This window comes from Croceicoccus sediminis, assembly GCF_007570835.1.
GTDB classification, from domain to species: Bacteria; Pseudomonadota; Alphaproteobacteria; order Sphingomonadales; family Sphingomonadaceae; genus Croceicoccus; species Croceicoccus sediminis.
The window spans coordinates 1159014-1185204 of record NZ_SUNC01000001.1 but is presented as its reverse complement, the minus strand read 5'-3'; the positions used below and the strand labels follow the sequence as shown (position 1 = coordinate 1185204).

At 63.1% G+C, this 26191-nt stretch carries 28 protein-coding genes; 18 read left to right on the top strand and 10 right to left on the bottom strand.

Going from position 1 to position 26191, the window contains the following annotated elements; all coding sequences use genetic code 11:
* Positions 1-129: 129 nt before the first annotated feature.
* Together FAX90_RS05530 and FAX90_RS05525 are read left to right on the top strand one after the other, a co-directional pair.
* Entirely contained in the window at positions 130-654 is a 525-nt protein-coding gene (locus tag FAX90_RS05530; protein WP_144096246.1) for a nuclear transport factor 2 family protein, read from the top strand.
* Between the two features lie 18 nt (positions 655-672).
* The gene (locus FAX90_RS05525; RefSeq protein WP_144096245.1) at positions 673-1425 is read left to right on the top strand and encodes an SDR family NAD(P)-dependent oxidoreductase; all 753 of its coding nucleotides are present in this window, start codon (positions 673-675) and stop codon (positions 1423-1425) included.
* 3 nt (positions 1426-1428) lie between these two features.
* On the opposite strand, the gene trxC is transcribed toward FAX90_RS05525, so the two are convergent.
* Together trxC and FAX90_RS05515 are read right to left on the bottom strand one after the other, a co-directional pair.
* Entirely contained in the window at positions 1429-1875 is a 447-nt protein-coding gene (gene trxC, locus FAX90_RS05520) for a thioredoxin TrxC (RefSeq protein ID WP_144096243.1), read from the bottom strand.
* Positions 1876-1896: 21 nt separating this feature from the next.
* Positions 1897-2571 carry a prolyl hydroxylase family protein gene (locus tag FAX90_RS05515; protein WP_144096241.1) on the bottom strand — a complete coding sequence of 225 codons (675 nt, stop codon included), beginning with the start codon at positions 2569-2571 and terminating at the stop codon, positions 1897-1899.
* A gap of 87 nt (positions 2572-2658) precedes the next feature.
* Here FAX90_RS05515 and FAX90_RS05510 point away from each other — a divergent pair, with 87 nt between their 5' ends.
* On the top strand, positions 2659-3216 hold the full coding sequence (locus FAX90_RS05510) for a cytochrome b (protein ID WP_144096239.1): 558 nt from the start codon (positions 2659-2661) through the stop codon (positions 3214-3216).
* A gap of 67 nt (positions 3217-3283) precedes the next feature.
* Here the strand turns inward: FAX90_RS05510 and FAX90_RS05505 are convergent, their stop codons facing one another.
* Complete coding sequence (locus tag FAX90_RS05505; protein WP_240704741.1) at positions 3284-4276, bottom strand: RcnB family protein; 993 nt, start codon at positions 4274-4276, stop codon at positions 3284-3286.
* 148 nt (positions 4277-4424) lie between these two features.
* Positions 4425-6098 carry an energy-dependent translational throttle protein EttA gene (gene ettA, locus FAX90_RS05500; RefSeq protein WP_144096237.1) on the bottom strand — a complete coding sequence of 558 codons (1674 nt, stop codon included), beginning with the start codon at positions 6096-6098 and terminating at the stop codon, positions 4425-4427.
* A 165-nt stretch (positions 6099-6263) separates the two neighbouring features.
* Between ettA and FAX90_RS05495 the strand changes: the two genes are divergently transcribed.
* Positions 6264-7256 carry a L,D-transpeptidase family protein gene (locus FAX90_RS05495; protein ID WP_240704740.1) on the top strand — a complete coding sequence of 331 codons (993 nt, stop codon included), beginning with the start codon at positions 6264-6266 and terminating at the stop codon, positions 7254-7256.
* A gap of 77 nt (positions 7257-7333) precedes the next feature.
* Here FAX90_RS05495 and FAX90_RS05490 read toward each other — a convergent pair whose 3' ends face one another.
* Both FAX90_RS05490 and FAX90_RS05485 read right to left on the bottom strand, forming a co-directional pair.
* Positions 7334-7903, bottom strand: a complete 570-nt coding sequence (locus FAX90_RS05490) for a superoxide dismutase family protein (protein WP_144096233.1) — start codon at positions 7901-7903, stop codon at positions 7334-7336.
* An 88-nt stretch (positions 7904-7991) separates the two neighbouring features.
* Positions 7992-9068, bottom strand: coding sequence for a LacI family DNA-binding transcriptional regulator (locus FAX90_RS05485; RefSeq protein ID WP_240704739.1), 1077 nt, complete (start codon positions 9066-9068; stop codon positions 7992-7994).
* 360 nt (positions 9069-9428) lie between these two features.
* On the opposite strand from FAX90_RS05485, the gene FAX90_RS05480 reads away from it, so the two are divergent.
* The 3 genes from FAX90_RS05480 (at position 9429) to FAX90_RS05470 (ending at position 15012) form a co-directional block, all read left to right on the top strand.
* The gene (locus tag FAX90_RS05480) at positions 9429-10325 is read left to right on the top strand and encodes an ROK family protein (RefSeq protein WP_338080247.1); all 897 of its coding nucleotides are present in this window, start codon (positions 9429-9431) and stop codon (positions 10323-10325) included.
* An 86-nt stretch (positions 10326-10411) separates the two neighbouring features.
* A complete protein-coding gene (arsB, locus tag FAX90_RS05475; protein WP_144096231.1) occupies positions 10412-11485 on the top strand; it encodes an ACR3 family arsenite efflux transporter in 1074 nt (357 codons plus the stop codon).
* Between the two features lie 122 nt (positions 11486-11607).
* Entirely contained in the window at positions 11608-15012 is a 3405-nt protein-coding gene (locus FAX90_RS05470) for an acyl-[ACP]--phospholipid O-acyltransferase (protein WP_240704738.1), read from the top strand.
* A gap of 102 nt (positions 15013-15114) precedes the next feature.
* Here the strand turns inward: FAX90_RS05470 and FAX90_RS16530 are convergent, their stop codons facing one another.
* From FAX90_RS16530 to FAX90_RS05460, 3 genes are all read right to left on the bottom strand, one after another.
* On the bottom strand, positions 15115-15264 hold the full coding sequence (locus FAX90_RS16530; protein ID WP_170234874.1) for a hypothetical protein: 150 nt from the start codon (positions 15262-15264) through the stop codon (positions 15115-15117).
* Positions 15265-15507: 243 nt separating this feature from the next.
* Positions 15508-15849 carry an ArsR/SmtB family transcription factor gene (locus FAX90_RS05465; protein WP_144096229.1) on the bottom strand — a complete coding sequence of 114 codons (342 nt, stop codon included), beginning with the start codon at positions 15847-15849 and terminating at the stop codon, positions 15508-15510.
* Entirely contained in the window at positions 15849-16490 is a 642-nt protein-coding gene (locus tag FAX90_RS05460) for a peroxiredoxin (RefSeq protein WP_144096227.1), read from the bottom strand. The genes FAX90_RS05465 and FAX90_RS05460 overlap by 1 nt, the downstream gene beginning before the upstream one ends.
* 76 nt (positions 16491-16566) lie before the next feature.
* Between FAX90_RS05460 and FAX90_RS05455 the strand changes: the two genes are divergently transcribed.
* From FAX90_RS05455 to FAX90_RS05425, 7 genes are all read left to right on the top strand, one after another.
* Positions 16567-17496: an MBL fold metallo-hydrolase gene (locus tag FAX90_RS05455; RefSeq protein ID WP_144096225.1), complete on the top strand. Its 930-nt coding sequence runs from the start codon at positions 16567-16569 to the stop codon at positions 17494-17496.
* Positions 17493-17942 (top strand): YeeE/YedE family protein, encoded by a 450-nt coding sequence (locus tag FAX90_RS05450; protein WP_144096223.1) that lies wholly within the window; start codon positions 17493-17495, stop codon positions 17940-17942. Before FAX90_RS05455 ends, FAX90_RS05450 begins: the two co-directional genes overlap by 4 nt.
* Positions 17939-18355 carry a DUF6691 family protein gene (locus FAX90_RS05445; RefSeq protein WP_144096222.1) on the top strand — a complete coding sequence of 139 codons (417 nt, stop codon included), beginning with the start codon at positions 17939-17941 and terminating at the stop codon, positions 18353-18355. The genes FAX90_RS05450 and FAX90_RS05445 overlap by 4 nt, the downstream gene beginning before the upstream one ends.
* 3 nt (positions 18356-18358) lie before the next feature.
* Positions 18359-18781, top strand: coding sequence for a protein tyrosine phosphatase family protein (locus FAX90_RS05440; protein WP_144096220.1), 423 nt, complete (start codon positions 18359-18361; stop codon positions 18779-18781).
* Positions 18782-18797: 16 nt separating this feature from the next.
* Entirely contained in the window at positions 18798-20027 is a 1230-nt protein-coding gene (locus tag FAX90_RS05435) for an NAD(P)/FAD-dependent oxidoreductase (protein WP_144096218.1), read from the top strand.
* Positions 20027-21832: a SulP family inorganic anion transporter gene (locus tag FAX90_RS05430; RefSeq protein WP_144096216.1), complete on the top strand. Its 1806-nt coding sequence runs from the start codon at positions 20027-20029 to the stop codon at positions 21830-21832. The genes FAX90_RS05435 and FAX90_RS05430 overlap by 1 nt, the downstream gene beginning before the upstream one ends.
* 110 nt (positions 21833-21942) lie before the next feature.
* On the top strand, positions 21943-22890 hold the full coding sequence (locus FAX90_RS05425) for a complex I NDUFA9 subunit family protein (protein WP_144096214.1): 948 nt from the start codon (positions 21943-21945) through the stop codon (positions 22888-22890).
* A 36-nt stretch (positions 22891-22926) separates the two neighbouring features.
* Here FAX90_RS05425 and FAX90_RS05420 read toward each other — a convergent pair whose 3' ends face one another.
* Positions 22927-23598, bottom strand: coding sequence for a glutathione S-transferase family protein (locus FAX90_RS05420; RefSeq protein WP_144096212.1), 672 nt, complete (start codon positions 23596-23598; stop codon positions 22927-22929).
* Positions 23599-23750: 152 nt separating this feature from the next.
* Between FAX90_RS05420 and mobA the strand changes: the two genes are divergently transcribed.
* The 4 genes from mobA to dcd all read left to right on the top strand — a co-directional run bounded on the left by mobA (position 23751) and on the right by dcd (position 26185).
* The gene (gene mobA / locus FAX90_RS05415) at positions 23751-24284 is read left to right on the top strand and encodes a molybdenum cofactor guanylyltransferase (RefSeq protein WP_144096210.1); all 534 of its coding nucleotides are present in this window, start codon (positions 23751-23753) and stop codon (positions 24282-24284) included.
* A gap of 63 nt (positions 24285-24347) precedes the next feature.
* Positions 24348-24830: a UPF0262 family protein gene (locus tag FAX90_RS05410; protein ID WP_144096208.1), complete on the top strand. Its 483-nt coding sequence runs from the start codon at positions 24348-24350 to the stop codon at positions 24828-24830.
* A gap of 5 nt (positions 24831-24835) precedes the next feature.
* Positions 24836-25534, top strand: a complete 699-nt coding sequence (locus FAX90_RS05405) for a glycoside hydrolase family 25 protein (RefSeq protein ID WP_240704737.1) — start codon at positions 24836-24838, stop codon at positions 25532-25534.
* A 96-nt stretch (positions 25535-25630) separates the two neighbouring features.
* Positions 25631-26185 carry a dCTP deaminase gene (gene dcd / locus FAX90_RS05400; protein WP_144096206.1) on the top strand — a complete coding sequence of 185 codons (555 nt, stop codon included), beginning with the start codon at positions 25631-25633 and terminating at the stop codon, positions 26183-26185.
* Positions 26186-26191 lie beyond the last annotated feature (6 nt).

The following is a 26191-nucleotide window of genomic DNA, read 5'->3' as shown; positions in this document are numbered from 1 at the left end:
CCGATGACCCCATGCAGTTTCCCTCGCATGGCTGCCCTCCCTCGCACCATGCAGACTTGAACCTGGGCCGGCAGGCAACACCACCCGCCTGCCGGCTCCGTTTTCAACGCGATAACGGGATAAAAAGCGATGAACGACCTCGACAGGCTTTTGGCGAAAGACGCGATCCGCGATCTGGCCGCCCGGTACATGCGCGGTCAGGACCGCCTCGACGCCGATCTGCAGATGAGCACGTTCTGGCCCGATTCCACGACCGACTATGGCATCTTCGTCGGCAGCGGCCCCGACTTCGTCCGCTTTGCCCAAGGCCTGCTGGTCGAACACCTGGCCAACCAGCACCTCATCGGCCAGCACCTTATCTGGTTCGACGAGGACGATGCCGACATGGCTTTCGGCGAAGTCTATTTCTATGCCTTCCACCGCATCGTGGAGGATGGCGCACCCGTCGATATGACGATCTGCGGCCGGTACATCGACCGCTATGAACGTCGCGATGGCGAATGGCGCTTTGCCCACCGGTCCGAAGTCAACGACTGGGCGCGCAAGGAACCTGCCGCCGACGAATTCCTGAAAACCGACCTCGCCGATGCCCTGACCGGCCGTCACGACATGAAGGACCGGTCCTACGACCGGGCCTGGCTGCGAAATGCCTGAAAACGGAAAGACTGATCCATGACGCAAAAGACCATTATCGTGACCGGCGCCGCTTCCGATGCGGGCCTGGGATTTGCCACGGCCCGCATGCTGGCGCGCCAGGGCCATGCCATCTACCTGACCGACCTTGATGCTGGCGCAGTTGCCGCGCGCGCCGCCGAATTGCGCGAAGAAGGGCTGACGGCAACCGGCCTGGCGCAGGACGTGACCGACGCTGCGGCATGGACCGAACTGGTCGATACCGTGACGAAGGAACGGGGCCGTATCGACGGGCTGGTCAACAACGCGGGGATCGCCGTGCTGCGTTTCATGCAAGACCTCGACGAGGCAAGCTGGGACAAGCAGATCGACGTCAACCTGAAGAGCGTCTACCTGGGTTGCCGCGCGGTGCTTCCCGCGATGAAAGAGCAGGAGAGCGGGGCCATCGTGAACCTGTCGTCGGTGGCCGGCCTTGTCGGGATAGCGGGCACGGCAGCCTATGCGGCCAGCAAGGGCGGGGTCCGGTTGATGAGCAAGTCGATCGCGATGGAAGTGGCGGACAAGGGCATCCGCGTGAATACCGTGCATCCCGGCGTGATCTGGACCGACATGCAGAAAGTGGCGATTGCCGACAATCCCGATGGCTACGACGCGATCAACGCGTCGATCCCGATGAAACGCATGGGAGAGCCGGACGACATCGCGCATACCATCGCCTTCCTGATTTCGGACGGGGCGAAGTACATCACGGGCGCCGAATTCGTCGTCGATGGCGGCCTTACCGCGCAGTAAGCCCTAGCGCGGGAAGGCCTGCCGCGCCCACGAAACGATCGCGCCGGTCGGCATCGCGCCCGACTGGCGCGCCACTTCGCGGCCCTTCGCGAACAGGATCATCGTGGGGATGGACCGGATGCCGTACCGCCCGGCGATTGCCTGCTCCGCCTCTGTATCGAGTTTGCCCAGCCGCATGCCGGGTTCAAGCTGCTGCGCCGCGGCGGCAAAGGCCGGGGCCATCTGGCGGCACGGGCCGCACCACGACGCCCAGAAATCGACCAGCAATGGCAAGTCGCCCTTTGCGGCATGGGCGTCGAAGTTCGCAGCGGTCAGGGTCAGCACCTTGCCCTTGAACAGCATCGATCCGCACTTGCCGCATTTCGCCTCTGCCGCCGGTTTTGCGTCGGGCATGCGGTTCAAGGTGTTGCACGATGGGCAGGCGACGATCTTGCTGTCGGTGGCGGCCATGGCGAAGAACTCCTGTTCAGCCTAGTACCACGCGCGGGCGCGGTACCAGCGAGTGACGACGTATTTGACCCCTTTGACGACCGGGGTTCCGGCGTGCAGCGTTTCCATGTTCACCTTGCCGTCGGCGTTGGCGTTGCTCCACGCGATCAGGGTGCCTTGCTGCGGCGGGACGGCGATATTGGCCTTGGGAAAATCGGTCGAACCGCCTTCTTCCACGTCGTTAAGATAGACCATCAGCGTCCAGGCCCGCTGTCCGCCGAGCGAGACCTCTCCGGTCCAGTAGGGTTGGCTGGTGTCGAACCAGTCGTGGTGGGCCTTGAACTGTTGGCCCACGGCGTAACGCTGGCCCTGCATCGTCTCGCCCCAGTTTTCCGGCACTCCCATCAGGTCGTCCATCCGCCGGTGCAACATGCGCACGAACGGATTGTAGGGATCGAGATCGCCCGAATAACTGGTGCGCGCCTGTTTGCCGTAATCGACGTCGAACACGGGCGAGGGGCGGGCGGTATCGTCGACCATCTTCATCAACCGCTCGCACTCTTCAGGCGAGAAGAAGTCGGGAATACCAAACAGTTGCAGTTTGTCGTCGACGAGGACCTGTACGCTGTCATCGGCTTTCAGACGGGCGAGAACGGCCTCGTTCATGGCGGCGATTTCGCGCTGGTTCGCTTTGTCGGTGCGTCCGGTCTTTGCCATTTGATTGCTTCGATTTTCTGGAACGGTATCAATAGGGTCAGGATTGTCCGATTTTGGACTTCGTCACGAAAGGCTAAGCACAGCACAATGGCAACAAGCAACACCTCTCAGGCCCGCTATTCGATGGGGGCCATCATCCTGCACTGGGTCATCGCGATCGCTGTCATCGTCAATTGGCGACTGGCCGAGACGGGACATCATCTCGAGGGCGCGGCCGCTGCGGCCTACATGAACCCGCATAAGGCGCTGGGCATAACCATTCTGTTCCTGACGGTGCTGCGCATCATATGGCGCCTGATGAACCCGCCGCCGGCAATGCATTCGGACTATGCCAAGTGGGAACGCATGCTGGCAAAGACCGCCCATGTGCTTTTCTACTTCCTGCTGATCGGGATTCCGCTGACCGGCTGGCTTGCCGTGTCGTCTTACGGGAAAACCGTCGATATTTTTGGCCTTTTCGAAATGTTCGCCCTGCCGGTCGCGGAAAACCCGAGCGCGGGCAAATCGATTCTTGAAGTCCACGAGACGCTGTGGACCGGGATGTCGGTGCTCATCGTCCTGCACATTCTGGGTGCGCTCAAGCATCAGTTCTATGACAAGACCAATGAACTGGGGCGGATGATCCCCGGTCTGGGCAAGCGCTGATGCGAAAACGGCCCCCCAAGCGATGCTCGGGGGGCCGTCCTTCCGGCTAAGGTCTGCGACCCTGACCTTACCAGAAGAAGTCGTAGATCACGTCGACAACTTCGCCGCTGTACATGTCGACCAGCATCACGTCGTCGTAGTAGCGGACCCAGCGATAGGGGCCGTAGACTTCGGGCAGGCGATAGCGCCACGGATCGTTGATCCAGTACCGCGAGCTGTAGAACAGCGAGCCGATGGTGAAGCCGATCGACAGGCGGCGATAGCGATAGTCGCGATAGGGCGAGTAATACCGGCCGACCCGATAAAGGCTGCGGTTGTGCGTGCGATAGCGGTGCCAGTCGTAGCGGTTGTTGTGCCGCCACTGGCGATTCCACTTGCGGTGATTGCGGTGCGCATAGCGGTCACGGTCGCGATAGTTCCGGTCGCGGTCGCGATAGTTCCTGTCCCGGTAGTTCCGGTCCCTGTCACGATAGCGGTCGCTGCGATCGACGTGGCGCGTGCGATCGCGCCAGTTCGTGTCACGGTCCCGATTCCGGGTCCGGTCGCGGCTCGAATAATCGCGATTGCGGTCGCGGTCGGCATAGGACCGGTTGCGATCGCCAGAGCGGGCACGGTCGTTCTGATCGCGTTCGGCCTGGCGGATACGATCGCGGTGCGTGTCGCCCCGGTTAGGCCTGCTCTCGCTCCGGTTCCAATCCCGACCCGAACGGGTCTTCGCCGTTTCACTGCGACGGTCAGACTGGTTCCACTGACGACCCGAACGTTCGTCCGAACGGTTCGACTGGCTGGAACTGGTGCGGCGGTTGTTCTGGGCGCGGGTGTCGCGCGTTTCCTGTCGTCCCGACGAACGCAGGCGCGGTGCCTCTCGGCTGCTGACGCGTTCTGAACGGCGCTGCGAGCGGCGTTCTTCCTTGTCGCGCAAGTTTGCGCTCATGTCGATACCAGCGGTTACGCCGGTGCGAGGTGCGATTTCGGCAGCCTGCGCGATCGGTGCACCTGCCAGCATGGTGGCGCAGAGCAACGCTCCCGTCACTGCATTGAAGGCTTTGGCCCTGGTCATTGATACTCTCCACATGGATCGGCGCTAGGCGCACGTCTCGGTCGCTGTGGTAGTATCTATATGTATCCGTCTGTCGCAGTCCTGAACCGGCCTGCATCCCGCCGTTCATGTTAAGGCATACTTACATGAACGGCGGGGCAGTATTCGATCAGCGGGTCAGCTTCTTGTAGGCAAGGCGGGTCGGGCGATCCGCGGCATCGCCCAGACGGCGGCGCTTGTCCTCCTCATAAGCCTCGAAGTTGCCTTCGAACCATTCGACGTGGCTGTCGCCCTCGAACGCGAGAATGTGAGTCGCCAGACGATCGAGGAAGAAGCGGTCGTGCGAGATGACCACGGCGCAACCGGCGAAATTCTCGATCGCGTCTTCAAGCGCGCCCAGCGTTTCGACGTCGAGGTCGTTGGTCGGTTCGTCGAGCAGGAGGACGTTGCCACCCTCCTTCAGCATCTTGGCCATGTGGACGCGGTTGCGTTCACCGCCCGACAGCTTGCCGACGTTCTTCTGCTGGTCCTGGCCCTTGAAGTTGAAGGCACCGACATAGGCGCGCGTCGACATGTCCTGTCCGTTGACCTTCATGTAGTCGAGGCCGTCGGAAATCTCTTCCCAGACATTGTGCTTGGGATTCAGGTGGTCGCGGCTCTGGTCGACATAACCGAGGTGGACCGTCTGGCCGATCTCGATCGTGCCGCTGTCGGGTTCTTCCTTGCCGGTGATGATCTTGAACAGCGTGGACTTACCCGCGCCGTTAGGACCGATCACGCCGACAATGCCGCCCGGCGGCAGCATGAACGACAGGTTTTCGAACAGAAGCTTGTCGCCATAGGCCTTGGTGATGTTCTTGGCCTCGATCACCTTGCCGCCAAGGCGTTCGGGCACCTGGATGACGATCTGGGCCTTGCCGACCTGGCGACTGTCCTGGCTGTTCTGCAGTTCCTCGAACTTGCGGATACGGGCCTTCGACTTGGTCTGGCGCGCGGCGGGGGTCTGACGGATCCACTCAAGCTCGCGCGACAGGGCTTTCTGCTTGCCCGATTCCTCGCGGCTTTCCTGTTCGAGACGCTTGGCCTTCTTTTCGAGATAGGTCGAGTAGTTGCCTTCGTAGGGGTAGTACGAACCACGGTCGAGTTCGAGGATCCAGCCCACCACGTTATCGAGGAAGTAGCGGTCGTGGGTGATCATCAGCACGGCACCGGCATATTCCTTGAGGTGGTTTTCAAGCCACTGCACGGATTCGGCGTCGAGGTGGTTGGTCGGTTCGTCCAGCAGCAGGATCGACGGCTTCTGGATCAGCAGGCGGGTCAGCGCCACGCGGCGCTTTTCACCGCCCGACAGGTCGCTGACGGGCCAGTCGCCCGGCGGGCAGCGCAGCGCTTCCATCGCGACTTCGAGCTGGTTGTCCAGCGTCCAGCCGTCGACCGCGTCGATCTTGTCCTGAAGCTCGCTCATCTCCGCGCCCAGCGCGTCGAAGTCGGCGTCTTCCTCGGCCATTTCCATGCCGATCTGGTTGAAGCGATCGACCATGTCGGCGATGTCGCGCGCACCGTCCTTGACGTTTTCGAGCACGGTCTTGCTCTCGTCCAGTTCGGGCTCCTGCTCCAGATAGCCGACGGTGATGTTCTCACCGGCCCATGCCTCGCCGGTAAAGTCGGTGTCCACACCGGCCATGATCTTGATCAGGGTCGACTTACCCGCACCGTTCGGGCCGACGATGCCGATCTTGGCGCCCTGATAGAACTGCAGGTTGATGTTGGAGAGCACCGGCTTTTGCGCGCCGGGGAAAGTCTTCGTCATGTTCTTCATGACGTATGCGTACTGGGCGGCCATCTGTCGTCCTCTTGGGCGAAATCTGAAACTGAAGGGATTTGCCGCGCAGATAGGCGTAATGGGGGCTGCGAGCAAGGGGCGAGGGCCAAGGGACACGGGCAGTGGGCGTCTTGGGGAACGGTCATGGCAGGTACCCGTTGGTCGGGCATGCACAAAACTATAAAATTGCTCGCACTTTCCACCGCCCTGACCTTTTCCGCCACGCCGCTATTCGCACAGGATAGCGCATCAGGTTCGTCCCCGAAGGTCGAGGCAAGCGCGTCCACCACTTCGCAATACGGCTTCACGCTTCCCGACGGGGTGACGCAGTCGATGCTGGGCGACCGTACGATCGACGCGCTGGCCGTACAGGTCCTGCTCGACCGGTCGGTCCATTCGCCGGGCGTGATCGACGGTTACGGGGGCGGAAATACCGACCGCGCCATCGCCGCCTATCGCCGGGCAAACGGCCTTGGCGAGGGCGGGGTGGACCAGGACCTGATCGATTCGCTGAAGTCGAAGGAGGGCAGCGCGATCTTTGCGACTTACACCGTGACGGACGAGGACGCCGCCACCGACTTCGTCACGATCCCGAGCGATTTTGCCGAACGCGCGAAACTGTCCGCGTCAGGCTATGAGGACGCCCGCGAAATGCTGGCCGAGCGGTTTCACATGGATGCAGACTTCCTGTCCGCGCTGAATCCCGATGCCGATTTCGGCAAGGCGGGCCAGACGCTGACGATCGTGAACCACGGCGACGAGAAGCTGAACGCCAATGTCGCGCGCATCGAGATTCACAAGGACACGAACGAACTGGCCGTGTTCAACGACAAGGACGAACTGGTCGCGACTTACCCCGCCTCCATCGGCAGCACTTCGTTTCCCAGCCCCGAAGGCGAGATGGAAGTGCGCGCGGTCGCCCCTGCGCCCAAGTACTATTTCAACCCCGAAGCGAACGATTGGGGCCCTGATGAACAGCTGACCATTGCGGCGGGGCCGAACAATCCGGTGGGCGGCACGTGGATCGACCTGACCAAGGACGGCTATGGCATTCACGGTTCGCCCGATCCCAGCCTGATCGGCAAGACGAACAGCCACGGCTGTGTCCGCCTGACCAACTGGGACGCACACGAACTGGCCGAGGCGGTCAGCCAGGGCGTGAAGGTCGCTTTCCGTTAAATTTCGATAGTACCGACACGAAAAAGGGGCGGGCGCCGATATGGCGGCCCGCCCCTTTTCATGTCTCGACGCCTCGATCAGCTCGAAACGAATACACCGCAGGCGATACGCGCACCGGCGTTGCCCGAAGGCTGGCTTTCCTTGTCGTCGGCATCGGCATGGACGACGAAGGCCGAACCGTCCGCATCCATCAGGCCTGCCCATGTGCCCGAAGACGTGTTGGACAGCGTGCCCGTGCCGTCTTCGGCGATTTCGATATTGCCGATGTCACCGGCATGGGGGTTGGGCGGTTCGCTGTTGGGACCGTGGTTCTTGTTGTCCGGGTTCCAGTGGCCGCCAGCGCTGGCGAAATCGCCTGCCGAACAGTCACCGGTTTCGTGGATATGCGCGCCGTGCATGCCGGCGGGCATGTTCATCGCGTTCACTTCGACCATCAGGGCGCCATCCTCACCGGTCACGGTGACATTGCCGACGACATTGCCTTCGGTGTCCTTCAACTCGGCGGTAGCGGTCTGGGCCTCTGCAGTTTCGGCGGCAGCCGGGTCCATCGTCGCCTCGCCCGCGGGTTCGGCCGAATCGCCGCACGCGGCCAGGGCAAATGGCGCGGCCAGCGCGAGGATGGAAGCTTTGGCTTTAAGGGCTTTCACGTTTCACTCCTTGTTTTGCGCAAGACCCGCATTGCGATGCGCGCCTTCCTGTCTCAGCGTTCAAACGCCGATTGTGTTCCGATCTGCCTTAGCGAAGCGGCAGCGTGGTGCCGCGATCGATCAGCGACGGTTCCATGATGAGCGGTTCGATCGTGCGCCCCGCAATCGCATCGAGAAGCTTTGCTACCATTTCCTTCGCTCCGCGCTCGATATCCTGTCTTATGGAGGAGAGCGGCGGCTGTGTACGGGAAGAGAGCGGCAGGTCGTCGAAGCCGATCACCTGGATGTCTCCGGGCACCGACCGGCCCATTCCGCCCAGGATATGTACCGCGTGCGTGGCGATGAGATCGGACGCGGTGATGATCCCGTCGATATTGTCCGCATGGATTGCAAGGTGTTCGCGCAGTTCGGATTCGATCAGGTCGTCCGACATGTGGCAGGGCAGATGCATGAAGCTGACACCCGCCTCGTCCGCGACCTGCCGCGCCCCGGCAAGGCGGTCCGCGATCTCGATCCCGGTGTGAAATCCGAAAAACGCCAGCTTGCGCGCGCCCGCATCGATCAGGCGGCGCGCGGCAATCGCTCCGCCTTTCACGTTGTCGGTGCCGACGGTGCACTGGTGCTGACCTGCGCGATGCGCGCCCCAGATCACCATCTTGGGATAAGTCTTCGCGCATTCTTCGATCGCGTCGAACTGATCGGACTGGCCGATGACGATGACCCCGTCGACCATGCCGGAGCCGCAGATGCGGTCGAGCCAGTCGGGCGTTTCGGACGGGATCGCCCGGCTCAGCAGCAGTTGGTAGCCGTTCTCTGTCAGCTCGTCCGCCAGATGGCCGATCAGCTTGATGAAGAATGGGTCGGAAATATGCTGCTTCAGTTCGTGCCCCAAGGGGATCACCACGCCGATGATGCCGGTGCGCTGCGTGCGCAGCTTGCTTGCCATCTGGTTGGGGCGAAACCCGTGTTCGCGCGCCATGGACTGGATCTTTTCGCGGGTCCTGGCCTTGACGAGCTTCGACCCCGCCAGTGCGCGAGACACCGTTCCGGTGGAGACGCCCGCCAGCTTCGCAAGGTCGGCAAGCGTGCGAACCTGTACCTGTTCCTCCTCGTCCGGCGATTGGGGCAGTTCGTCCATGTGCATGACATAGATTGGGAGCAGCATCGGGCGCAAACCCTCGTTTCGGACAGGGGCGCGGACCGGTCTTGCGCAAGTACATCTTGACTCTTCTTGCAAACGATTGCAAAGCACTTGCACAAGCGGACCGGCGCGGACACCGGAAAAGGGCATTGCGGCGCTTCGGACTAGCGGCTTGCAATGCTCTTTTCCGCGTTTCGCATCTCTCTCCCTCAACCGGTCCTTTTGTGCGGCGCCTTTTCCGAATTCTCGGGATCGGACGCGTGGGGGTGGCTCCTCTTCCCTCAAAAGAGCCACCCCCAACCACTTCCCTGATTTGACTGGACTTTGCCTTGCAGTGCGGGAACGCTCTGCAAAAGGCCGCGATAACAAGGAGGACGCCGCACCATGGACACGATGACGCCCGTTGCCGGGATCGAACTCGGCGGTACCAAGGCCATCGCGGTGCGCGGACGCGGGCTCGACGTGGTAGAGATGCGGTCCTTTCCGACGACGACGCCGGACGAAACGCTGAGTGCAATGATCGACGTTCTGGCCGAATGGAACGAGGTTGAGGCGCTGGCCGCCATCGGTATCGCCAGCTTCGGCCCCATTCGCGTTTCGCGCGATGCTTCCGATTTCGGCTCGATACTCGCCACGCCCAAGCCGGGTTGGGCGAACACGCCCGTCCATGCGCTCGTCGCCGCGCGTTTCGATTGCCCGATCGGCCTCGATACCGACGTGAATGCAGCTGCCATGGCCGAATACGCCATTGGCGCGGCGCAAGGGTGTTCGAACACGATCTACATCACCATCGGCACGGGGCTTGGCGCAGGCATCCTGCTCGACGGCGTGCCGGTACACGGATTGCTGCACCCGGAGGCGGGGCACGTCCGTATGCGCCGTGCTGACGGGGATACCTTTGCGGGTGTCTGTCCGTTCCACGCAGATTGCGCCGAAGGGCTGCTGAGCGGGCCCGCGCTCCTTGAAAGACTGCCCGTTCATCCCGGCGAACTGGCGGCGGACGATCCGGCGTGGTGCCCGGTGGCAAGCGACCTTGCCGAATTGCTGGCGCAGCTGATCCTGACGTTCTCGCCGCAGCGTATTCTGGTCGGTGGCGGGGTTACGAACCGTCAGCCGCACCTTCTGGATAAGGCGCGGGCGTGTATTCCCGAGATCCTTGCCGGTTATCTTACCGACATCGACACGGCGCGGCTGGACGACATGATCCGCGCCCCCGCGCTTGGCGATAGGGCGGGGCCAGCCGGTGCGCTGGCGCTGGCCATGCGTGCGCTCGACCGCTGATCTTGTGACCGTTGCCGAAAATCGTTGATCGGTTCGCGCGATTCTGAAAAGCGCGGCCCATTGGCAATGTCGGGGATCGATTGGCGATGGGGGCAACTGATCAGGGAACGGTGGACGCGCGTGAAGCCGGGCTCGGCCTTTTTGAAAAGTGGCTGTCGGTCTGGGTCGCGGGGGCGATCCTTGCAGGGATAGTGCTGGGCAACGTTCTGCCCGGCGCCTTCGCGGCGCTGGCGGGCGTCGAATATGCCTCGGTCAACCTGGTGGTCGCGGTGCTGATCTGGGCGATGATCTTCCCGATGATGGTCGCGGTCGATTTCGGGGCGGTGCGCCGCGTGGGGGACAGGCCCAAGGGGCTGATCATCACGCTGGTCGTGAACTGGCTGATCAAGCCGTTCACGATGGCGTCGCTGGCGGTCCTGTTCTTCGAGGTCTTCTTCGCGGACCTCATCGCGCCTGCCGATGCGCAGCAATATATCGCCGGTCTTATCCTGCTGGGCGCTGCGCCCTGCACAGCGATGGTTTTCGTCTGGTCGCAACTGACTCGCGGCGACCCCGCCTATACCCTGGTGCAGGTGGCCGCGAACGACCTGATCATGATCGTCGCTTTCGCCCCGATCGTCGCGCTTCTGCTGGGCGTGACCGATATCGCGGTTCCGTGGGAAACGCTGTTGCTTTCGGTCCTGCTCTACGTCGTCGTACCGCTTGCCGCCGGGGCCATCGTTCGCGCACGGCTCCTGTCGCGCAGCGGCGGAGACGTGGCGGCGGTTTCGCGCTTTATCCACGCGATGAAGCCTCTTTCGATCGTCGGCTTGCTGCTGACGGTGCTGCTCCTTTTCGGTTTTCAGGCTGGCACGATTGTCGGCAACCCGCTGCTGATCGCACTGATCGCCGCGCCGATCGTGGTGCAGAGCTATGGCATATTCGCCATCGCCTATGCCGCCGCGCGGGTCTGGCGCGTGCCCCACGCGATTGCCGCGCCCTGCGCCTTGATCGGCACGTCGAACTTCTTCGAACTGGCCGTCGCGGTCGCCATCGGCCTGTTCGGGCTGGGCAGCGGGGCGGCGCTGGCGACGGTGGTGGGCGTTCTGGTCGAAGTGCCGGTGATGCTCTCTCTCGTCGCCATCGCGAACCGCACGCGCGGCAGCTTTCCGGCGGCCTGATGCGGCCCGGTTCGGGCGCAAGCCGTAGCGTCTACGCACAATTTTAACACACGCGGGCCTAGCGCGGCCAAGCCCGGCTCGACTAGCGTCCGGCGCATCGCGTTTTCGCGTAGGGGGAACGATTGTCCGCACCTGACCTGTCCTTGCTGGCCAAGCGCCGCTTTGCGCCGCTGTTCGTTGTCCAGTTCCTGGGCGCATTCAACGACAACCTGCTGAAATTCTCCCTGCTGTTTCTGGCCAGTTTTACCGTCTACACCGCCGAACCGGGCAAGGCGGAGATGCTGGCCACGATCTCGACCGGCCTGTTCATCCTGCCCTACTTCCTGTTCTCGGCCATGGCGGGGCAGATCGCCGACACCATCGACAAGTCGAAAGTGATCCGCTTCGTAAAGCTGGGCGAAGTGGTGATCATGGGCTTCGGCCTGCTGGGCTTCGTGTTGCAGTCGATCCCGGTCCTCTTGCTGGCGTTGTTCCTGTCGGGGCTGCAATCGACGTTCTTCGGTCCGGTCAAGTATTCGATCCTGCCGCAGCACCTGAAACGCGAAGAAGTCATGGGCGGCACCGGCCTGATCGAGGCGGGCACTTTCGTCGCAATCCTGGGCGGTCAGCTTCTGGCGGGCATCATCGATCCGTGGGTCGGCGGCATCACGGCGGTCTGTTTTGCCGGGCTCGGCTTCCTTGTCAGCCTTGCCGTGCCCAGCGCGCCGCCCGTGCGCGAAAGCCACCGGATCGACCGGAATATCTGGCGCGCGACGATGAGCATCCTTTCCATCGCGCATCACGCCCGCGGGGTCTGGCTCGCCATTCTGGGCATCAGCTGGTTCTTTGCTTGCGGCGCGGTCGTCGTTTCGCTGTTCGCCCCGCTGGTCAGCGGCACTCTCGATGCGCAGCAGGGCGTGGTCACGCTGTTCCTGATCGTGTTCTCGATGTTCGTCGCGATCGGCTCTCTTCTGGTGAACCGGCTGCTGAAAGGCGAGGTATCGGCAAAGTTCGTACCGGTCTCCGCCCTGTTCCTCGCGCTCGGCCTGATCGATCTCTATTTCTCGACCAGCGGTTTCGTGCCGCGGACCGCCGGGGCGAGCGTGGGGCAGTTTCTCGACCACCCCTCGTCCTATCGCATTTTGGCCGACCTTGCCGTCATCGCGCTGTCGGGCGGGATGTTCATCGTGCCGCTCTATGCCTTCCTGCAGGTCAGGTCCGATCCCGAAGAACGATCGCGCGTGATCGCCGCGAACAACATTGTGAATGCAGGCGTGACTGTGTTTCTGGTGGCGATCATGACCGCGCTTCTGTCCATCGGCTTTGCGACGCCGGGCCTGCTTGCCGTGCTGGGCGGGCTGACCCTGATCGTCGCATTCGTGTCGATCTGGCTGCTGCCCGAATACTTGTTCAAGCAAATCGCCGCCTTCGTCCTGCGCCTGCTGTACCGGGTCGAAGTGACCGGTCTTGAGAACATGCCCGCCAAGGGAGAGCGGGCGGTGGTCATCGTGAACCACCTCTCGTTTCTCGACGGGGTGCTGCTGGGCGCGTTCCTGCCGGGCAAGCCGACTTTCGCGGTCCACACCGCGATTGCCCGCAATCTCTGGCTCAAACCGTTCTTTAGCCTGTTCGAGATTTTCCCGGTCGACCCGACCAACCCCATGTCGGCCAAGGCCATGGTCCGCGCCGTGCGCGAAGGGCGCACGCTGGTGATCTTCCCCGAAGGGCGCATCACCGTGACCGGCGCCTTGATGAAAGTGTTCGACGGCCCCGGCATGGTCGCTGACAAGGCCGATGCCCCGATCGTCCCGGTCCGGCTGGACGGGCCGCAGTTCACTCCATTCTCGCGCCTCAAGGGCAAAGTCCGGCAACAGCTTTTCCCGAAGATCACCATCGACGTCCTGCCGCAAAGGCGCTTCGCCATCGAAGGGGAGATGAGCGCGCGCGAACGCCGGGCCATCGCCGGTCGGCGGCTCTATGACGAAATGAGCCGGATGATCTTCGACACGACCGAGATCGACCGCACGCTCTTTACCGCCCTGTGCGCCGCGCGCGAATTGCACGGCGGCAACACGCCGGTGATCGAGGACGTGACCCGAAAGCAGGTGTCGTTCGACCGGTTGATCGCGGGGTCGGGCCTTTTGGGCAAGCGGCTGGCGCAAGGGACCGAAGTGGGCGAGGCGGTCGGCCTGCTGATGCCCAACGTCAACGGCGTCGTGGCGGCGTTCTTCGCCCTGCAGTCGATCGGGCGCGTTCCCGCCATGCTGAACTTCACCGTGGGCGAGGCCAGCCTGAAGTCGGCCTGCGCCACCGCGAAAGTCAGGACGGTCGTGACCGCGCGGGCCTTCGTCGAACAGGCCAAGCTGCACGGTGCGATCGCCGCGCTTGAGGGCGAGGGGATCGACGTTCGTTACCTTGAGGATCTGGCCGAATCCATCGACGGGCCGGAAAAGGCATGGGCCGCCTTTTCCGTGGGCCGCGTCGAACATCGGCACGCGAAACTGGGCGTTTCGCCCGACAGTCCGGCGGTCATCCTGTTCACCAGCGGATCGGAAGGCACGCCCAAGGGCGTCGTGCTCAGCCATCGTAATCTCTTGGCCAACTGCGCGCAGCTTTCGGCGCGGATCGACTTCAACGGCAGCGACGTGGTGCTGAACGCGCTTCCGGTGTTTCACAGCTTCGGGCTGACAGGCGGCACGCTGCTGCCGGTGCTGAACGGGATCAGGACCGTGCTCTATCCCAGCCCTCTGCATTACCGGATCGTGCCGGCGCTGGCCTATGACGCCAATGCGACGATCATGTTCGGGACCGATACGTTCCTGTCCGGCTATGCGCGCATGGCGCACGGGTACGATTTCTATTCCCTGCGCTATATCTTTGCCGGGGCAGAGAAAGTGCGTGACGAGACGCGCCGGATCTATGCCGACAAGTTCGGGCTACGCATCCTTGAAGGATATGGCGCGACAGAGGCAGCGCCGGTCATCGCGGTCAACACGCCGATGCACTTCAAGGCGGGGTCGGTCGGGCGTCTTCTGCCCGCGATAGAGGCGCGGCTGGACGATGTGCCCGGGATCGAAGAAGGGGGCCGCCTGTTCATCCGCGGCCCGAATGTCATGGCAGGTTATTACCTGGCGGACGATCCGGGCGTTCTGCAACCGCCCGAAGGTGGCTGGCACGATACGGGCGACATCGTCACGATCGACGACGAAGGCTTCGTCACGATCAGAGGCAGGGCCAAGCGGTTTGCCAAGATCGGTGGGGAAATGGTCTCGCTTCCCGCGGTCGAAGGCTATGCCGCCGCGGTCTGGCCGGACGCGGAAAATGCTGTCGTGACGCGGCCTGATCCGAAAAAGGGTGAGCAGATGGTGCTCTACACCACAGCCCCCGATGCGCAGGCAAAGGCGTTGCAGGCGTGGGCCAAGGCGAACGGCATTGCCGAAATCATGGTCCCGCGCGAAATCCGGGTCGTAGACGCTCTCCCGGTTCTAGGCACGGGCAAGATCGACTACGTCACCTTGAACGCAATGGCGCTGGCAGAAGGCGCTTAACCGGGCGAAACCGTGGGCCGAAATGGAAAGAGGCCGCCCGGATGAACCGGAACGGCCTCTCCCATGTGGAATTTTGGCCCGCGGGTTGGCCCCGCGTGGCGATCAGTTGCCGCGGATCAGGCGTTCCCAGAAGCCGGGGGCTTCCATGGGCTGAAGTGCGCCGAACTTGGCATAGCGCTGTGAAGCGTCCGAAAACGGACGCGGCATAGTCCACCGGTCGGGCGAACTGCTGCGATAGCTGGGAGTGAACATTGGTCTACCTCATGCATTCGTTACTTGTCCGTTAAAATCCTCCAAGCCAGAAAAGGTTTCCCGCGTCGAACCGATTAACCAAGCCGAGACGGTGCGAAGTCGCGCCAAAACGACCGTTCGGCGCGCTTGACGAACGGTTTAAATGGTTAAGCAAAGGTTGAAAATTTTTGCTGCTTCGTGCCGATTCGCGCCGATGTTAACGATTTTTGCGTCGCCAAAATGGTTAACGAAACGGCCCGCGAATCAGGAAAGCCGGGCAAAGTTTGCAGCACCCGGCAATGCACGGCGAGGCGTGGCCTGTGTGCCGCGGACCGTCGCGCCAGACAGGTCGGCAAGGGCCGAAACCACGACCTGGATGGCTTCTGCGTCGAGGCTGTAGAAGACGAGCTTTGCCTGTTTGCGCGACTGGACCAGCCCTGCGCCGCGCAGGACGGCCAGCTGCTGCGACAGGCCCGGCTGTGCGATCTCGGTCGCCTCCTCGATCTGGCCGACGTTCAGCTCTCCGCCCGAAAGCGCCTGTAGAATGCGATAGCGCACCGGGTGGGCCACGGCCTTCAGCGCATCGATCGGCGGTTCGCCGGACATCACTTCGCTTCCTTCGTGGTGCGCAGGAACCAGTCGCTGTCACCCTTGGCGCCATAGACATCGTCCAGCGTGGCATTCGGCTGCTGAAGCATGGGATCGCCCGGCTGCCAGTTGGCGGGTGCAAGGGCGGAGCGTTCGTCGGCGGCCTGCAGGGCGTCCAGCAGGCGAAGCATTTCGGGGGTCGAACGGCCGACATTGGCCGGATAGCAGGTCATGGCGCGCACGAGCCCATCGGGATCGATGAAGAACGTGGTGCGTACGGTGCCGCTGTCATAAGCATCGGCGGCGACCATCCCGTAGGCGCGCCCGATGACGAGCGTTGGGTCCTCTATGATGGGAAAGCGCACCTCCACCCCGAACCGGTCGCGGATCATCCGCAGCCAGGCGAAGTGCGAGAACAGGCTGTCCACCGACAGCGCCATGAGCGCGCAATCGCGATCTTCGAAATCCTGCGCCATTTTCGCCAGCTCGACGAATTCGGTCGTGCACACGGGCGTGAAGTCGGCCGGGTGCGAGAACAGGACGAGCCAGCGTCCGCGAAACTCGGACAGGCGGACGTCGCCCGCGGTGCTGCGGGCGGAGAAATCCGGTGCGATGTCGCCGATGCGCAGGCCGGAGCAGGGCGGGTTGGTCTGGTCCATACAGCCCTTATTGCACCTTGACTTTCTGAAGGCAATACATATACACGATTTATGTAAATAAAGTTTGGAGACTACCATGTCCCAGGATGCTGTTATCGATCGCGCTGCCGAGCAGATCGGCCGCGCACAAGCCGACAAGGCCTTGAGGCCTACGATTGCTGGCTTTTTCGACGAAGCCACGTATACCGTCAGCTACGTCGTGCATGATCCCGCGACGAACGAAGCCGCGATCATCGACTCGGTGCTGGACTACGAATCGGCCTCTGGTCGAACGTCTAATGGGTCGGCCGACCGCATTATCGAGTATATAGATACGAATAATCTGAAAGTGATGTGGCTGATCGAGACGCACGCCCACGCCGATCATATCTCCGCCGCGCCTTATCTTCAGCAGAAGCTGGGTGGGAAGCTGGCCATCGGCAAGGACATCGTCCGCGTGCAGGAAGTGTTCGGCAAGCTGTTCAACGCAGGTACCGAATTTCAGCGCGACGGTTCGCAGTTCGACAAGCTGTTCGAAGACGGCGAAACTTTCCGCATCGGTGAGCTTGAGGGCATGGCCATCCATGTGCCGGGCCACACTCCCGCCGACATGGCGTTCCTGATCGGCGATGCCGCATTTGTCGGCGACACGATCTTCATGCCCGATTTCGGCACCGCCCGCGCGGATTTCCCCGGCGGCGATGCACGCCAGCTGTTCCAGTCGATCCGCCGCCTGCTTTCGCTGCCGGACGATACCCGTCTGTTCCTGTGCCACGATTACAAGGCACCGGGCCGCGACGAATATGCGTGGGAAACCACGGTCAGACAGCAGCGAGAGGAGAACGTCCACGTGAAGGACGGCGTAACCGAGGACGAGTTCGTCGAAATGCGGACCAGCCGTGACAAGACACTGGCCATGCCGAACCTGATCATGCCCAGCGTGCAGGTGAACATTCGCGGCGGGCGCCTGCCCGAGCCGGAGGACAACGGCGTTTCCTACATCAAGATTCCGGTGAACGCGGTATGACGATCCCCGGTTTTCCCGACGCCGCCCCGCTTGCGGGCCTGATCGGCGGCATCCTCATCGGTGTTTCGGCCGCGATCATGCTGCTTGGCATGGGACGCATCGCCGGTGTCTCGGGCATTTTCGCCAAGGCAACCGGTGTCGGTGGCAGCGGCATGTCGCGCGGCGGGGCCTGGGCCTTCGTGCTGGGCCTGCCGCTGGGCGCGCTGATCGTCGCGCTGGTCACGGGCGGGGTCGAAGCGCAGTTCGCAGGCTTCGCCCCGATCGTCGTCGCGGGCGTCCTGGTCGGCATCGGCACACGGCTGGGCAGCGGTTGCACCAGCGGTCACGGCGTTTGCGGCGTCAGCCGGCTTTCGGCCCGTTCCATCGTCGCCACGGCGACGTTCATGGCCGCCGGGATCGTCACGGTCGCGGTGATGAACGCGATGGGCATGGAGGTGCTGAAATGAGCAGCAAGCTGATAACTCCTCTCATCGCCGGGACGATATTCGGTGCTGGCCTTACCATCGGCGGGATGACCGATCCGGCGCGCGTGCGCGGTTTCCTCGACATTTTCGGTGCCTGGGACCCGACGCTTGCCTTCGTGATGGGCGGCGCGGTGATCGTGATGGCCGTCGCGTGGGGCATCGTGCCCCGCATGGTGGAGCCGCTCTTTGCCGAAAAGTTCCACATTCCCGATCGCACCGACCTTACGCCCAGCCTGATCGGCGGTTCGGCGCTGTTCGGCATCGGCTGGGGCATCGCGGGGCTTTGTCCGGGGCCGGGCATTGCCGCGCTGGTCATCGAACCGGCCAAGGCCGCCGCATTCGTTGCCTCGATGTTTGCCGGGATGCTGATCCTGCGCCTTTTCGAACGGAACTGAACGATGGAAATCCGCCGCATCGACGATCGCTTCGCGGTTTCGCCGCAGATCGCCCCCGATGACGTTGCTGAGATCGCGCGTGAAGGCTTCACCACGATCATCTGCAACCGACCCGACAGCGAAGAGGCGGGGCAGCCCACGTCTGTCGCCATTGCCAAGGCGGCAAAGCGCGCGGGCCTTGATTTCCACCTTATCGCCGTATCGGGCGGGGCCTTTCCCGAAACCGCCGTCGCCCGCTTTCGCGGGGTGCGGCAGGCCGCCAACGGCCCGGTTCTGGCCTATTGCCGCACCGGAACGCGTTCGATCACGCTGGAAACACTCGCCAATCCGGAAGACCGGTCGATAGACGACCGCCTCTCGCGCGCAGCATCGGCAGGGTACGACCTGTCGGCCATGCGCGACGCGCTGGTCTGCGAAAACAAATAAAGGACAGGAGAAGACGATGGCGCAGGCACTTTCGCACACGGTTCTGATCATCGGCGGCGGGTCGGCGGGCATCGCCACTGCAGCCTCGATGCTGAAGCGTGAGCCGCTGCTCGACATTGCGATCGTCGAACCATCGCCTTCGCACTATTACCAGCCGGGCTGGACCATGGTGGGCGGCGGCGTGTTCCAGGCGCCGGTGACATGCCGCCCGATGGCCGACGTCATGCCCGACCGCGTGAAATGGATCCGCGAATCGGCCACCAGTTTCCAGCCGGAAAACAACACTGTCACCCTGTCCGATGGGACCACGATCACTTACGAAATGCTGATCGTCGCACCGGGCATCCGGCTGGCATGGGAAAAGATCGACGGCCTAGTCGATACGCTGGGCAAGAACGGCGTGACGTCGAACTATCGCTTCGATCTTGCGCCCTACACCTGGGACCTGGTCAAGAACCTGAAATCGGGCCGCGCCCTGTTCACGCAGCCGCCGATGCCGATCAAGTGCGCAGGCGCCCCGCAAAAGGCGATGTACCTGTCGTGCGACACGTGGGAGCACAATGGCGCGCTGCCCAACATCGATGTCCAGTTTCACAACGCGGGCGGCGTGCTGTTCGGGGTGCCCGCCTATGTCCCGGCACTAATGGAATATGTCGACCACTACGGCATCGGACTGAACTTCGGCTCGACCCTTGTCGCCGTGGACGGACCGTCGCGCAGGGCGACGTTCAGCACCGAGGCGGGCGAAGTCACGCGCGATTTCGACATGATCCATGTCGTTCCGCCGCAGGTCGCCCCCGACTTCATCGCCGACAGCCCCCTCGCCGGAGAGAGCGGCTTCGTCGAAGTCGACAAGTTCACGATGCGGCACGTGAAGTATCCCAACGTCTTCGGCCTTGGCGATGCCGGTTCGACGCCGAATGCCAAGACCGCCGCCGCCGCGCGCAAGCAGGCCCCGATCGTGGCCGTGAACGCGCTGTCGGTGATGAATGGCGGCGAACCGGTGGCCGACTACGACGGTTATGGTTCCTGCCCGCTGACGGTGGAAAAGGGCCGTATCGTCCTGGCCGAGTTCGGATACGACGGAAAGCTTCTGCCAACGTTTCCCAAGTGGATCATCGACGGCACGCGTCCGCGCCGCCTGTCGTGGCTCTTGAAGTCCGAGGCGCTGCCGTGGATTTACTGGAATGGCATGCTCAAAGGGCATGAATGGCTGGTCAAGCCGCACGAGAAGCAGGCCCAATGATGACCACGCAACAAGCTGCGGCCGCGCCGGGCAAGGCACCCAAACCGGGTATCGTCGCGCAGTATCTGCCGATCCTTGATTGGGGGCGGCGCTATGACAAGTCGATCTTCACCAATGACCTGATCGCGGCGGTGATCGTCACGATCATGCTGATCCCGCAAAGCCTTGCCTATGCCTTGCTGGCAGGGCTTCCGCCGGTCGTCGGCCTCTATGCCTCGATCCTGCCGCTGGTCGCCTATGCGATATTCGGGACCAGCCGGACCCTGGCAGTGGGGCCGGTCGCGGTCGTATCGCTGATGACGGCATCGGCCGCCGGAGCAGTCGCGGCTCAGGGGACGGAGCAATACCTTGAAGCGGCGATCACGCTGGCTGCGCTTTCGGGCGTGATGCTGGCCATTCTGGGCATCCTGCGCATGGGATTTCTGGCCAACCTGCTGTCGCACCCGGTTATTTCCGGGTTCATCACGGCCAGCGGCATCCTGATCGCGACCAGCCAGTTGAAGCATATTCTGGGCGTCAAGGCGGGGGGCGACAACTGGCCCGACATGTTGGGCTCGCTATTTTCGAACATTGGCAACGTAAACGTCTGGGCATTGGCGGTTGGCGTTTTCGCAACGGTGTTCCTGTTCTGGGTCCGAAAGGGTGCGAAACCGGCGCTGATGAAGCTGGGGCTGAAGCCGCGGATGGCCGAAATCGGCGCGAAGGCGGGGCCAGTGGTCGCCGTGGCGGTCACGATCGTCGCCGCGATCGTGCTGGACCTTGGCGACAAGGGCGTGAACCTCGTCGGCGAAATCCCGCAAGGCTTGCCGCCCTTTGCCGTGCCGTCGACCGACCTTGGCCTGATTTCACAGCTCTGGGTGCCGGCGCTCCTCATCTCGATCATCGGTTTTGTCGAATCGGTATCCGTCGCACAGACGCTGGCGGCAAAGCGGCGGCAGCGGATCGCGCCGAACCAGGAACTGATCGGCCTTGGCGCTTCGAACATCGCCAGCGCCTTTTCCGGCGGCTATCCGGTGACGGGCGGCTTTGCCCGTTCGGTCGTGAACTTTGACGCGGGCGCGGAAACGCCGGCGGCGGGGGCGTTTACCGCTGTCGGGATCGCGCTGGCCTCGTTGTTCCTGACACCGTTGCTATTCAACCTGCCCATCGCGACTTTGGCCGCGACGATCATCGTTGCGGTGCTCAGCCTTGTCGATCTCAAGACGCCGGGGCAGCTTTGGCGCTATTCCAAGTCGGACTTCGCCGCCCACGTGGCCACCATCGGCATCACGCTTCTGGCTGGGGTCGAACTGGGCGTCATCGCGGGTGTCGCGGTCGGCCTTCTGCTCTACCTGTGGCGGGCATCCCGCCCGCACGCGGCGGTTATCGGGCGGGTGCCGGAGACCGAGCATTTCCGCAATGTCGAACGGCACGACGTCTTCACCGTGCCCCATGTCCTGTCGATCCGCGTGGATGAAAGCCTGACTTACCTCAATGCACGCTGGCTTGAGGAATACGTGCTGGAACGCGTCGCCGACCAGCCGGAGGTGCGCAACGTCATCCTGATGTTCAGCGCGGTGAACGAGGTCGACGCATCGGGCCTCGAAAGCCTTGAGGCGATCAACCACCGCCTATCCGACGCCGGGATCGGGCTTCACCTGTCCGAAGTGAAAGGCCCTGTCATGGACCGTCTGATGCGGACCCATTTCGTGGAGGAACTGAGCGGCGAGGTATTCCTGTCGCAGGCCCGCGCCTTTGCCAAACTGGTCCGCGACGATGGCAACGATCATCTGCAAACAAGCGACCATGCCCGCGGCATGATCTGACCCGTTCCTGCACCCGGGCGGGAGCGTTTGCGCGTCTGGACGGTTGCAGGAATGGCGGGTGCGTGCCAAAGCGCCGCCACGGTATCACTGCGATTGCGAAAGGGCAGGACATGGCGTCCTCGAATCTGGCCGGCAAGCTCGTCACTCTCATCGGGGGAAGCGGATTCCTCGGAACCCGCGTTGCGCAGGATCTCCTGCGCAAGGGTGTCCGCCTGCGCGTGGCAAGCCGCGATCCCAAGAAATCCTGGCACCTCAAGCCCTTGGCAAACCTGGGCCAGCTGCAGTTCGCGGCGATGGATATCCGCAGCCCCAAGTCGGTTGAGGCGATCGTTGCCGGTTCCGACATGGTCGTGAACCTCGTCGGTGCGTTCGACGGCGATCTGGATGCCGTGCAGGGGCGCGGCGCGGGCCGCGCGGCAGAGCTTGCGAAAAAGGCCGGTGCCACCGCGTTCGTGCACGTTTCGGCCATCGGCGCCGACGCGAACAGCGAAGTCGCCTATCAGCGTTCGAAGGGCATCGGCGAACAGGCAGTGTCCGACGCGTTCCCCGGCGCGACGATCATGCGACCCTCGATCATCTTCGGTGAGGACGACGAGTTTCTGAACATGTTCGGCGGGTTGATTTCGGCGCTGCCGTTCCTTCCGGTATTCGCGCCGGACGCAAAGCTTCAGCCCGTCCATGTCGAGGACGTGGCCGCCGCGATCGTGGCGGTGCTCGAAAACCCCTCGCTTGCGGGCAAGACTTACGAACTGGCCGGTCCCGAAGTGCTGACCATGCTGGAACTCAACGAACGGATCGCCAAGGCGCAGTATCGGTCGCGCGCATTTCTGCCGCTGCCCGATTTCGCGGGGCGGACCATTGCCAAGGCGACCGGCTGGCTGCCCGGCGCGCCGATCAGCAGCGATCAGTACGAGATGCTGGCGCAGGGCAACGTGGCGGGCGGCGATTGCCCCGGTTTTGCCAAGCTGGGCATCGAACCTTCGCCAATGACGCTGTTCCTCGACCGCTGGATGACGCGTTACCGCAAGCACGGCCGCTTCCACGAAGCACAGGCCTGATCGGCAGGCCCCGTTGCGGGCCGACCGATCCGAAAATCAGGCGTTGATGTCGGAATAGTGCCGCGGCGGCGGCACGCCTTCCATCCTGTCCGCCAGAAGCGGTTGGAAGCTGGGACGGCTCTTGAACACCGAATACCAGCTGCGGGCCTGCTCGTGCCCCTGCCAGTTGATGCCGCCAAGATAGTCCGCGACCGAAATCTGCGCCGCGGCCGTCAGGTCGGCAAGGCTCATCGTCGAACCGGCAAGCCAGGGGCGATGGTCGATCAGGTAATCGACGTAATCGAGATGTTCGTCCGCAAGCCGCATCGCGTTGCGCAGCGCGGTGGAATTGGGCGCCTGCCGCGCGACGACACGCTTGGTATAGCGTTCCATCAGCAGCGGGCCGGTGACGTCACCAAAGAAATTTTCATCGAACAGGGCCATCAGACGCCGGATTTCCGCGCGATTGGTGGCCGTGCCGTTGATCATCGGGTTCTTCGGGATCGTCTCCTCAAAATATTCGGCAATCGCGCGGCTGTCCGACAGGGTGATGTTTTTCGCGTCTTCGCGCATTACCGGCGTTCGGCCCGTCGGGTTCATCAGGAAGAATTCGTCGCGCATTTCCCAAGGGTTTTCGCGAACGAGTTCGAAAGACACGCCTTTTTCCGCAAGCAGCAGGCGCAGCTTGCGGCTGAACGGGCAGAGCGGAAACTGATAGAGCCGCCACATGGCCGAAGAAACGATGCCTTTCCGTAAAGGGTCCCCCGCACCGGATCCCCCGAACCGGCACAATTCCGATTGACGCAGGAGTTACCCCCGCGTCAACACGTGATGCACACGATTTGGCAAATAGTGGGCAAGTCGCGGCAGGGAGAGGCCATATGACGGTCGAGACGACACTCGGATGCGTACTCGCAGGCGGACAGGCGACCCGCTTTGGCAGCGACAAGGCGCTGGCGAGGCTGGACGGGCAGACCCTGATCGACCGCGCCATTGCCGCGCTGGGCGCGATTTGCGGCGATGTCGTCGTCGCGGGCCGCGAGGAAGCATCGGTAAACACGGTTGCGGACTGGCCCAAGGCGGGGCTGGGTCCTCTGGGCGGGCTGGCCGGGGCGCTGCGCCATGCGAAAGACAACGGGTTCGGCGCGGTGCTGACTTGCGGGGTGGACAGCGTGAACCTGCCAGCCGACCTTCTGGATCACCTCTCGCCCGGTCCGGCCTGTGCCGAAAGCCAGCCCGTCATCGGGTTGTGGCCGGTAAGCGCGCTTGGCGTTCTGGAAGAAATCCTGACCGGATCGGAACGGCGGTCGGTCCTGCACTTTGCCGAAAGGGCCGGGGCGCGCCTGATCGACCTGCCCGAACCGCCCGCAAACGTGAACACACCGGAAGATCTTGACCGGCTTACGCAACGCTAAACGTGGATTGCACCAATGCCCGCTTGTCCAGCGGCGCGGCATTTGCGATGGCAGGGGTTAGCCATGGCGGACCCTCGCATCATAGACATCTCGCTGGACGAAGCGACGATCCTCTGGCGCAATCCTGATATCGAGCAGGAGCGCCGGATCGCGATCTTCGACCTGATCGAGGATAATACCTTCAAACCGCTTCGCGCGTTCGAGGCGGGGAACGAGGGGCCGTACAAGCTTGTCCTGTCGGTCGTGGACGGCCGCCTGTCGATCGACATCGCCGACGAAGCGGGCACGCAGCTTGAAGTGCTGCTTCTGGGTCTTGCCCGTTTCCGCCGCCCGATCCGCGAATATTTCGCGATCTGCGACAGCTATTATCAGGCCATCCGCAAGGCGAGCCCGCAAGAGATCGAGACGATCGACATGGCCCGGCGCGGGGTTCACAACAACGCGGCCGACCTGCTGCTTGAACGGCTGGAAGGCAAAGTGGAAACCGATTTCGCCACAGCGCGCCGCCTGTTCACGCTGATCTGCGTCCTCCATATCCGGGGCTGAGGCACGTGGCGGGCAAGCGGACGCTCCGGCACAGGCCGGGCCTGTGGCTGATCGCGCTGGCGCTGATCGCGGCCATTGCAGGCATTCTATGGTGGAAACTGTCCCATTGGCGCCCCGACACCGCCGAATACCCGGTGCAGGGCGTGTGGCTGACGGGGCAGGAGGGTGGGGTGTCGATCCCCGAACTGCCCGGAGACGGGGCGAGTTTCGGCTATGTCACGGCCAGCCTGGGCGCGGGCAAGCGCAATGAAAGCTTTCCCGAAACCGTCGACGCCATGCGCAAGGCGGGGATGCAGGCGGGGCCGGTCCACGTTTATGACCCGTGCCGCCGCGCGGACGAACAGTCGGCCAATTTCGTGACCATCGTGCCGCGCGATGCCGAAATGCTGCCGCCTGCGGTGGTGCTGGCACGGTCGGGCGAAAATTGCAGCCCGCGGGTCCGCCCGGCAGAGCTCGAATCCGAACTCGTCGTCTTCCTCAACCAGATCGAGATGCATTCGGGCAAGCGCGCCATCCTGGCCCCTTCCGCCGCGTTCGAGGATGAATACGGCTTTGGCGCGCGGGCCGAACGGCAGTTGTGGCTGTCGCGCGACTGGCTGGAGCCGGACTATGCCGGGCGGCCCTGGGCGCTGTGGACGGCCAATTCCGCGCTTCGCACCGGACCGGTCGAAGGGCCGGTCGCATGGCTGGTCGCGCGGCCCTGATGCGCGCTTAATCCACGACCTATCGGCCCGTCAGGCTTGCCCCTCCTTTGCCGGAACGGGCAAGGAAACCGCCGCTGCAAGGAAACGGGTGAAGGCATGGCGATTCTTTCCGACAAATGGATCCGCGAAAAAGCGCAGAACGAGGCCATGATCGAGCCTTTCGTCGAAGCCCAGCGGCGCGACGGGTGCATTTCCTACGGCCTGTCGTCCTATGGCTATGACGCGCGCGTAGCGGATGAGTTCAAGATTTTCACGAACATCGACAGCGCCATCGTCGACCCCAAGGATTTCGCCAGCAATTCGTTCGTCGACAAGAAGACCGACTGCTGCATCATCCCGCCCAATTCTTTCGCACTGGCGCGCACAGTCGAATATTTCCGCGTGCCCCGCGACGTGCTGGTCATCTGCCTTGGCAAGAGTACTTATGCGCGGTGCGGCATCATCGTGAACGTCACCCCGCTCGAACCGGGCTGGGAAGGGCACGTGACGCTGGAATTTTCGAACACCACGCCGCTCCCGGCCCGGATCTACGCCAATGAAGGCGCGTGCCAGTTCCTGTTCCTGAAAGGGAACGAGCCTTGCGAGACGAGCTATGCCGACCGCGCGGGCAAGTACATGGGCCAGCGCGGGGTCACGCTTCCCCGGCTCTGAAGCGAG

Bases quoted from the DNA above. Each gene is read 5' to 3' on its own strand.
- FAX90_RS05530 (WP_144096246.1), top strand. From the start codon at position 130: ATGAACGACCTCGACAGGCTTTTGGCGAAAGACGCGATCCGCGATCTG.
- FAX90_RS05525 (WP_144096245.1), top strand. From the start codon at position 673: ATGACGCAAAAGACCATTATCGTGACCGGCGCCGCTTCCGATGCGGGC.
- trxC (WP_144096243.1), bottom strand. From the start codon at position 1,875: ATGGCCGCCACCGACAGCAAGATCGTCGCCTGCCCATCGTGCAACACC.
- FAX90_RS05515 (WP_144096241.1), bottom strand. From the start codon at position 2,571: ATGGCAAAGACCGGACGCACCGACAAAGCGAACCAGCGCGAAATCGCC.
- FAX90_RS05510 (WP_144096239.1), top strand. From the start codon at position 2,659: ATGGCAACAAGCAACACCTCTCAGGCCCGCTATTCGATGGGGGCCATC.
- FAX90_RS05505 (WP_240704741.1), bottom strand. From the start codon at position 4,276: ATGACCAGGGCCAAAGCCTTCAATGCAGTGACGGGAGCGTTGCTCTGC.
- ettA (WP_144096237.1), bottom strand. From the start codon at position 6,098: ATGGCCGCCCAGTACGCATACGTCATGAAGAACATGACGAAGACTTTC.
- FAX90_RS05485 (WP_240704739.1), bottom strand. From the start codon at position 9,068: ATGCTGCTCCCAATCTATGTCATGCACATGGACGAACTGCCCCAATCG.
- FAX90_RS05480 (WP_338080247.1), top strand. From the start codon at position 9,429: ATGGACACGATGACGCCCGTTGCCGGGATCGAACTCGGCGGTACCAAG.
- arsB (WP_144096231.1), top strand. From the start codon at position 10,412: ATGGGGGCAACTGATCAGGGAACGGTGGACGCGCGTGAAGCCGGGCTC.
- FAX90_RS16530 (WP_170234874.1), bottom strand. From the start codon at position 15,264: ATGTTCACTCCCAGCTATCGCAGCAGTTCGCCCGACCGGTGGACTATG.
- FAX90_RS05465 (WP_144096229.1), bottom strand. From the start codon at position 15,849: ATGTCCGGCGAACCGCCGATCGATGCGCTGAAGGCCGTGGCCCACCCG.
- FAX90_RS05460 (WP_144096227.1), bottom strand. From the start codon at position 16,490: ATGGACCAGACCAACCCGCCCTGCTCCGGCCTGCGCATCGGCGACATC.
- FAX90_RS05455 (WP_144096225.1), top strand. From the start codon at position 16,567: ATGTCCCAGGATGCTGTTATCGATCGCGCTGCCGAGCAGATCGGCCGC.
- FAX90_RS05450 (WP_144096223.1), top strand. From the start codon at position 17,493: ATGACGATCCCCGGTTTTCCCGACGCCGCCCCGCTTGCGGGCCTGATC.
- FAX90_RS05445 (WP_144096222.1), top strand. From the start codon at position 17,939: ATGAGCAGCAAGCTGATAACTCCTCTCATCGCCGGGACGATATTCGGT.
- FAX90_RS05440 (WP_144096220.1), top strand. From the start codon at position 18,359: ATGGAAATCCGCCGCATCGACGATCGCTTCGCGGTTTCGCCGCAGATC.
- FAX90_RS05435 (WP_144096218.1), top strand. From the start codon at position 18,798: ATGGCGCAGGCACTTTCGCACACGGTTCTGATCATCGGCGGCGGGTCG.
- FAX90_RS05430 (WP_144096216.1), top strand. From the start codon at position 20,027: ATGACCACGCAACAAGCTGCGGCCGCGCCGGGCAAGGCACCCAAACCG.
- FAX90_RS05425 (WP_144096214.1), top strand. From the start codon at position 21,943: ATGGCGTCCTCGAATCTGGCCGGCAAGCTCGTCACTCTCATCGGGGGA.
- FAX90_RS05420 (WP_144096212.1), bottom strand. From the start codon at position 23,598: ATGTGGCGGCTCTATCAGTTTCCGCTCTGCCCGTTCAGCCGCAAGCTG.
- mobA (WP_144096210.1), top strand. From the start codon at position 23,751: ATGACGGTCGAGACGACACTCGGATGCGTACTCGCAGGCGGACAGGCG.
- FAX90_RS05410 (WP_144096208.1), top strand. From the start codon at position 24,348: ATGGCGGACCCTCGCATCATAGACATCTCGCTGGACGAAGCGACGATC.
- dcd (WP_144096206.1), top strand. From the start codon at position 25,631: ATGGCGATTCTTTCCGACAAATGGATCCGCGAAAAAGCGCAGAACGAG.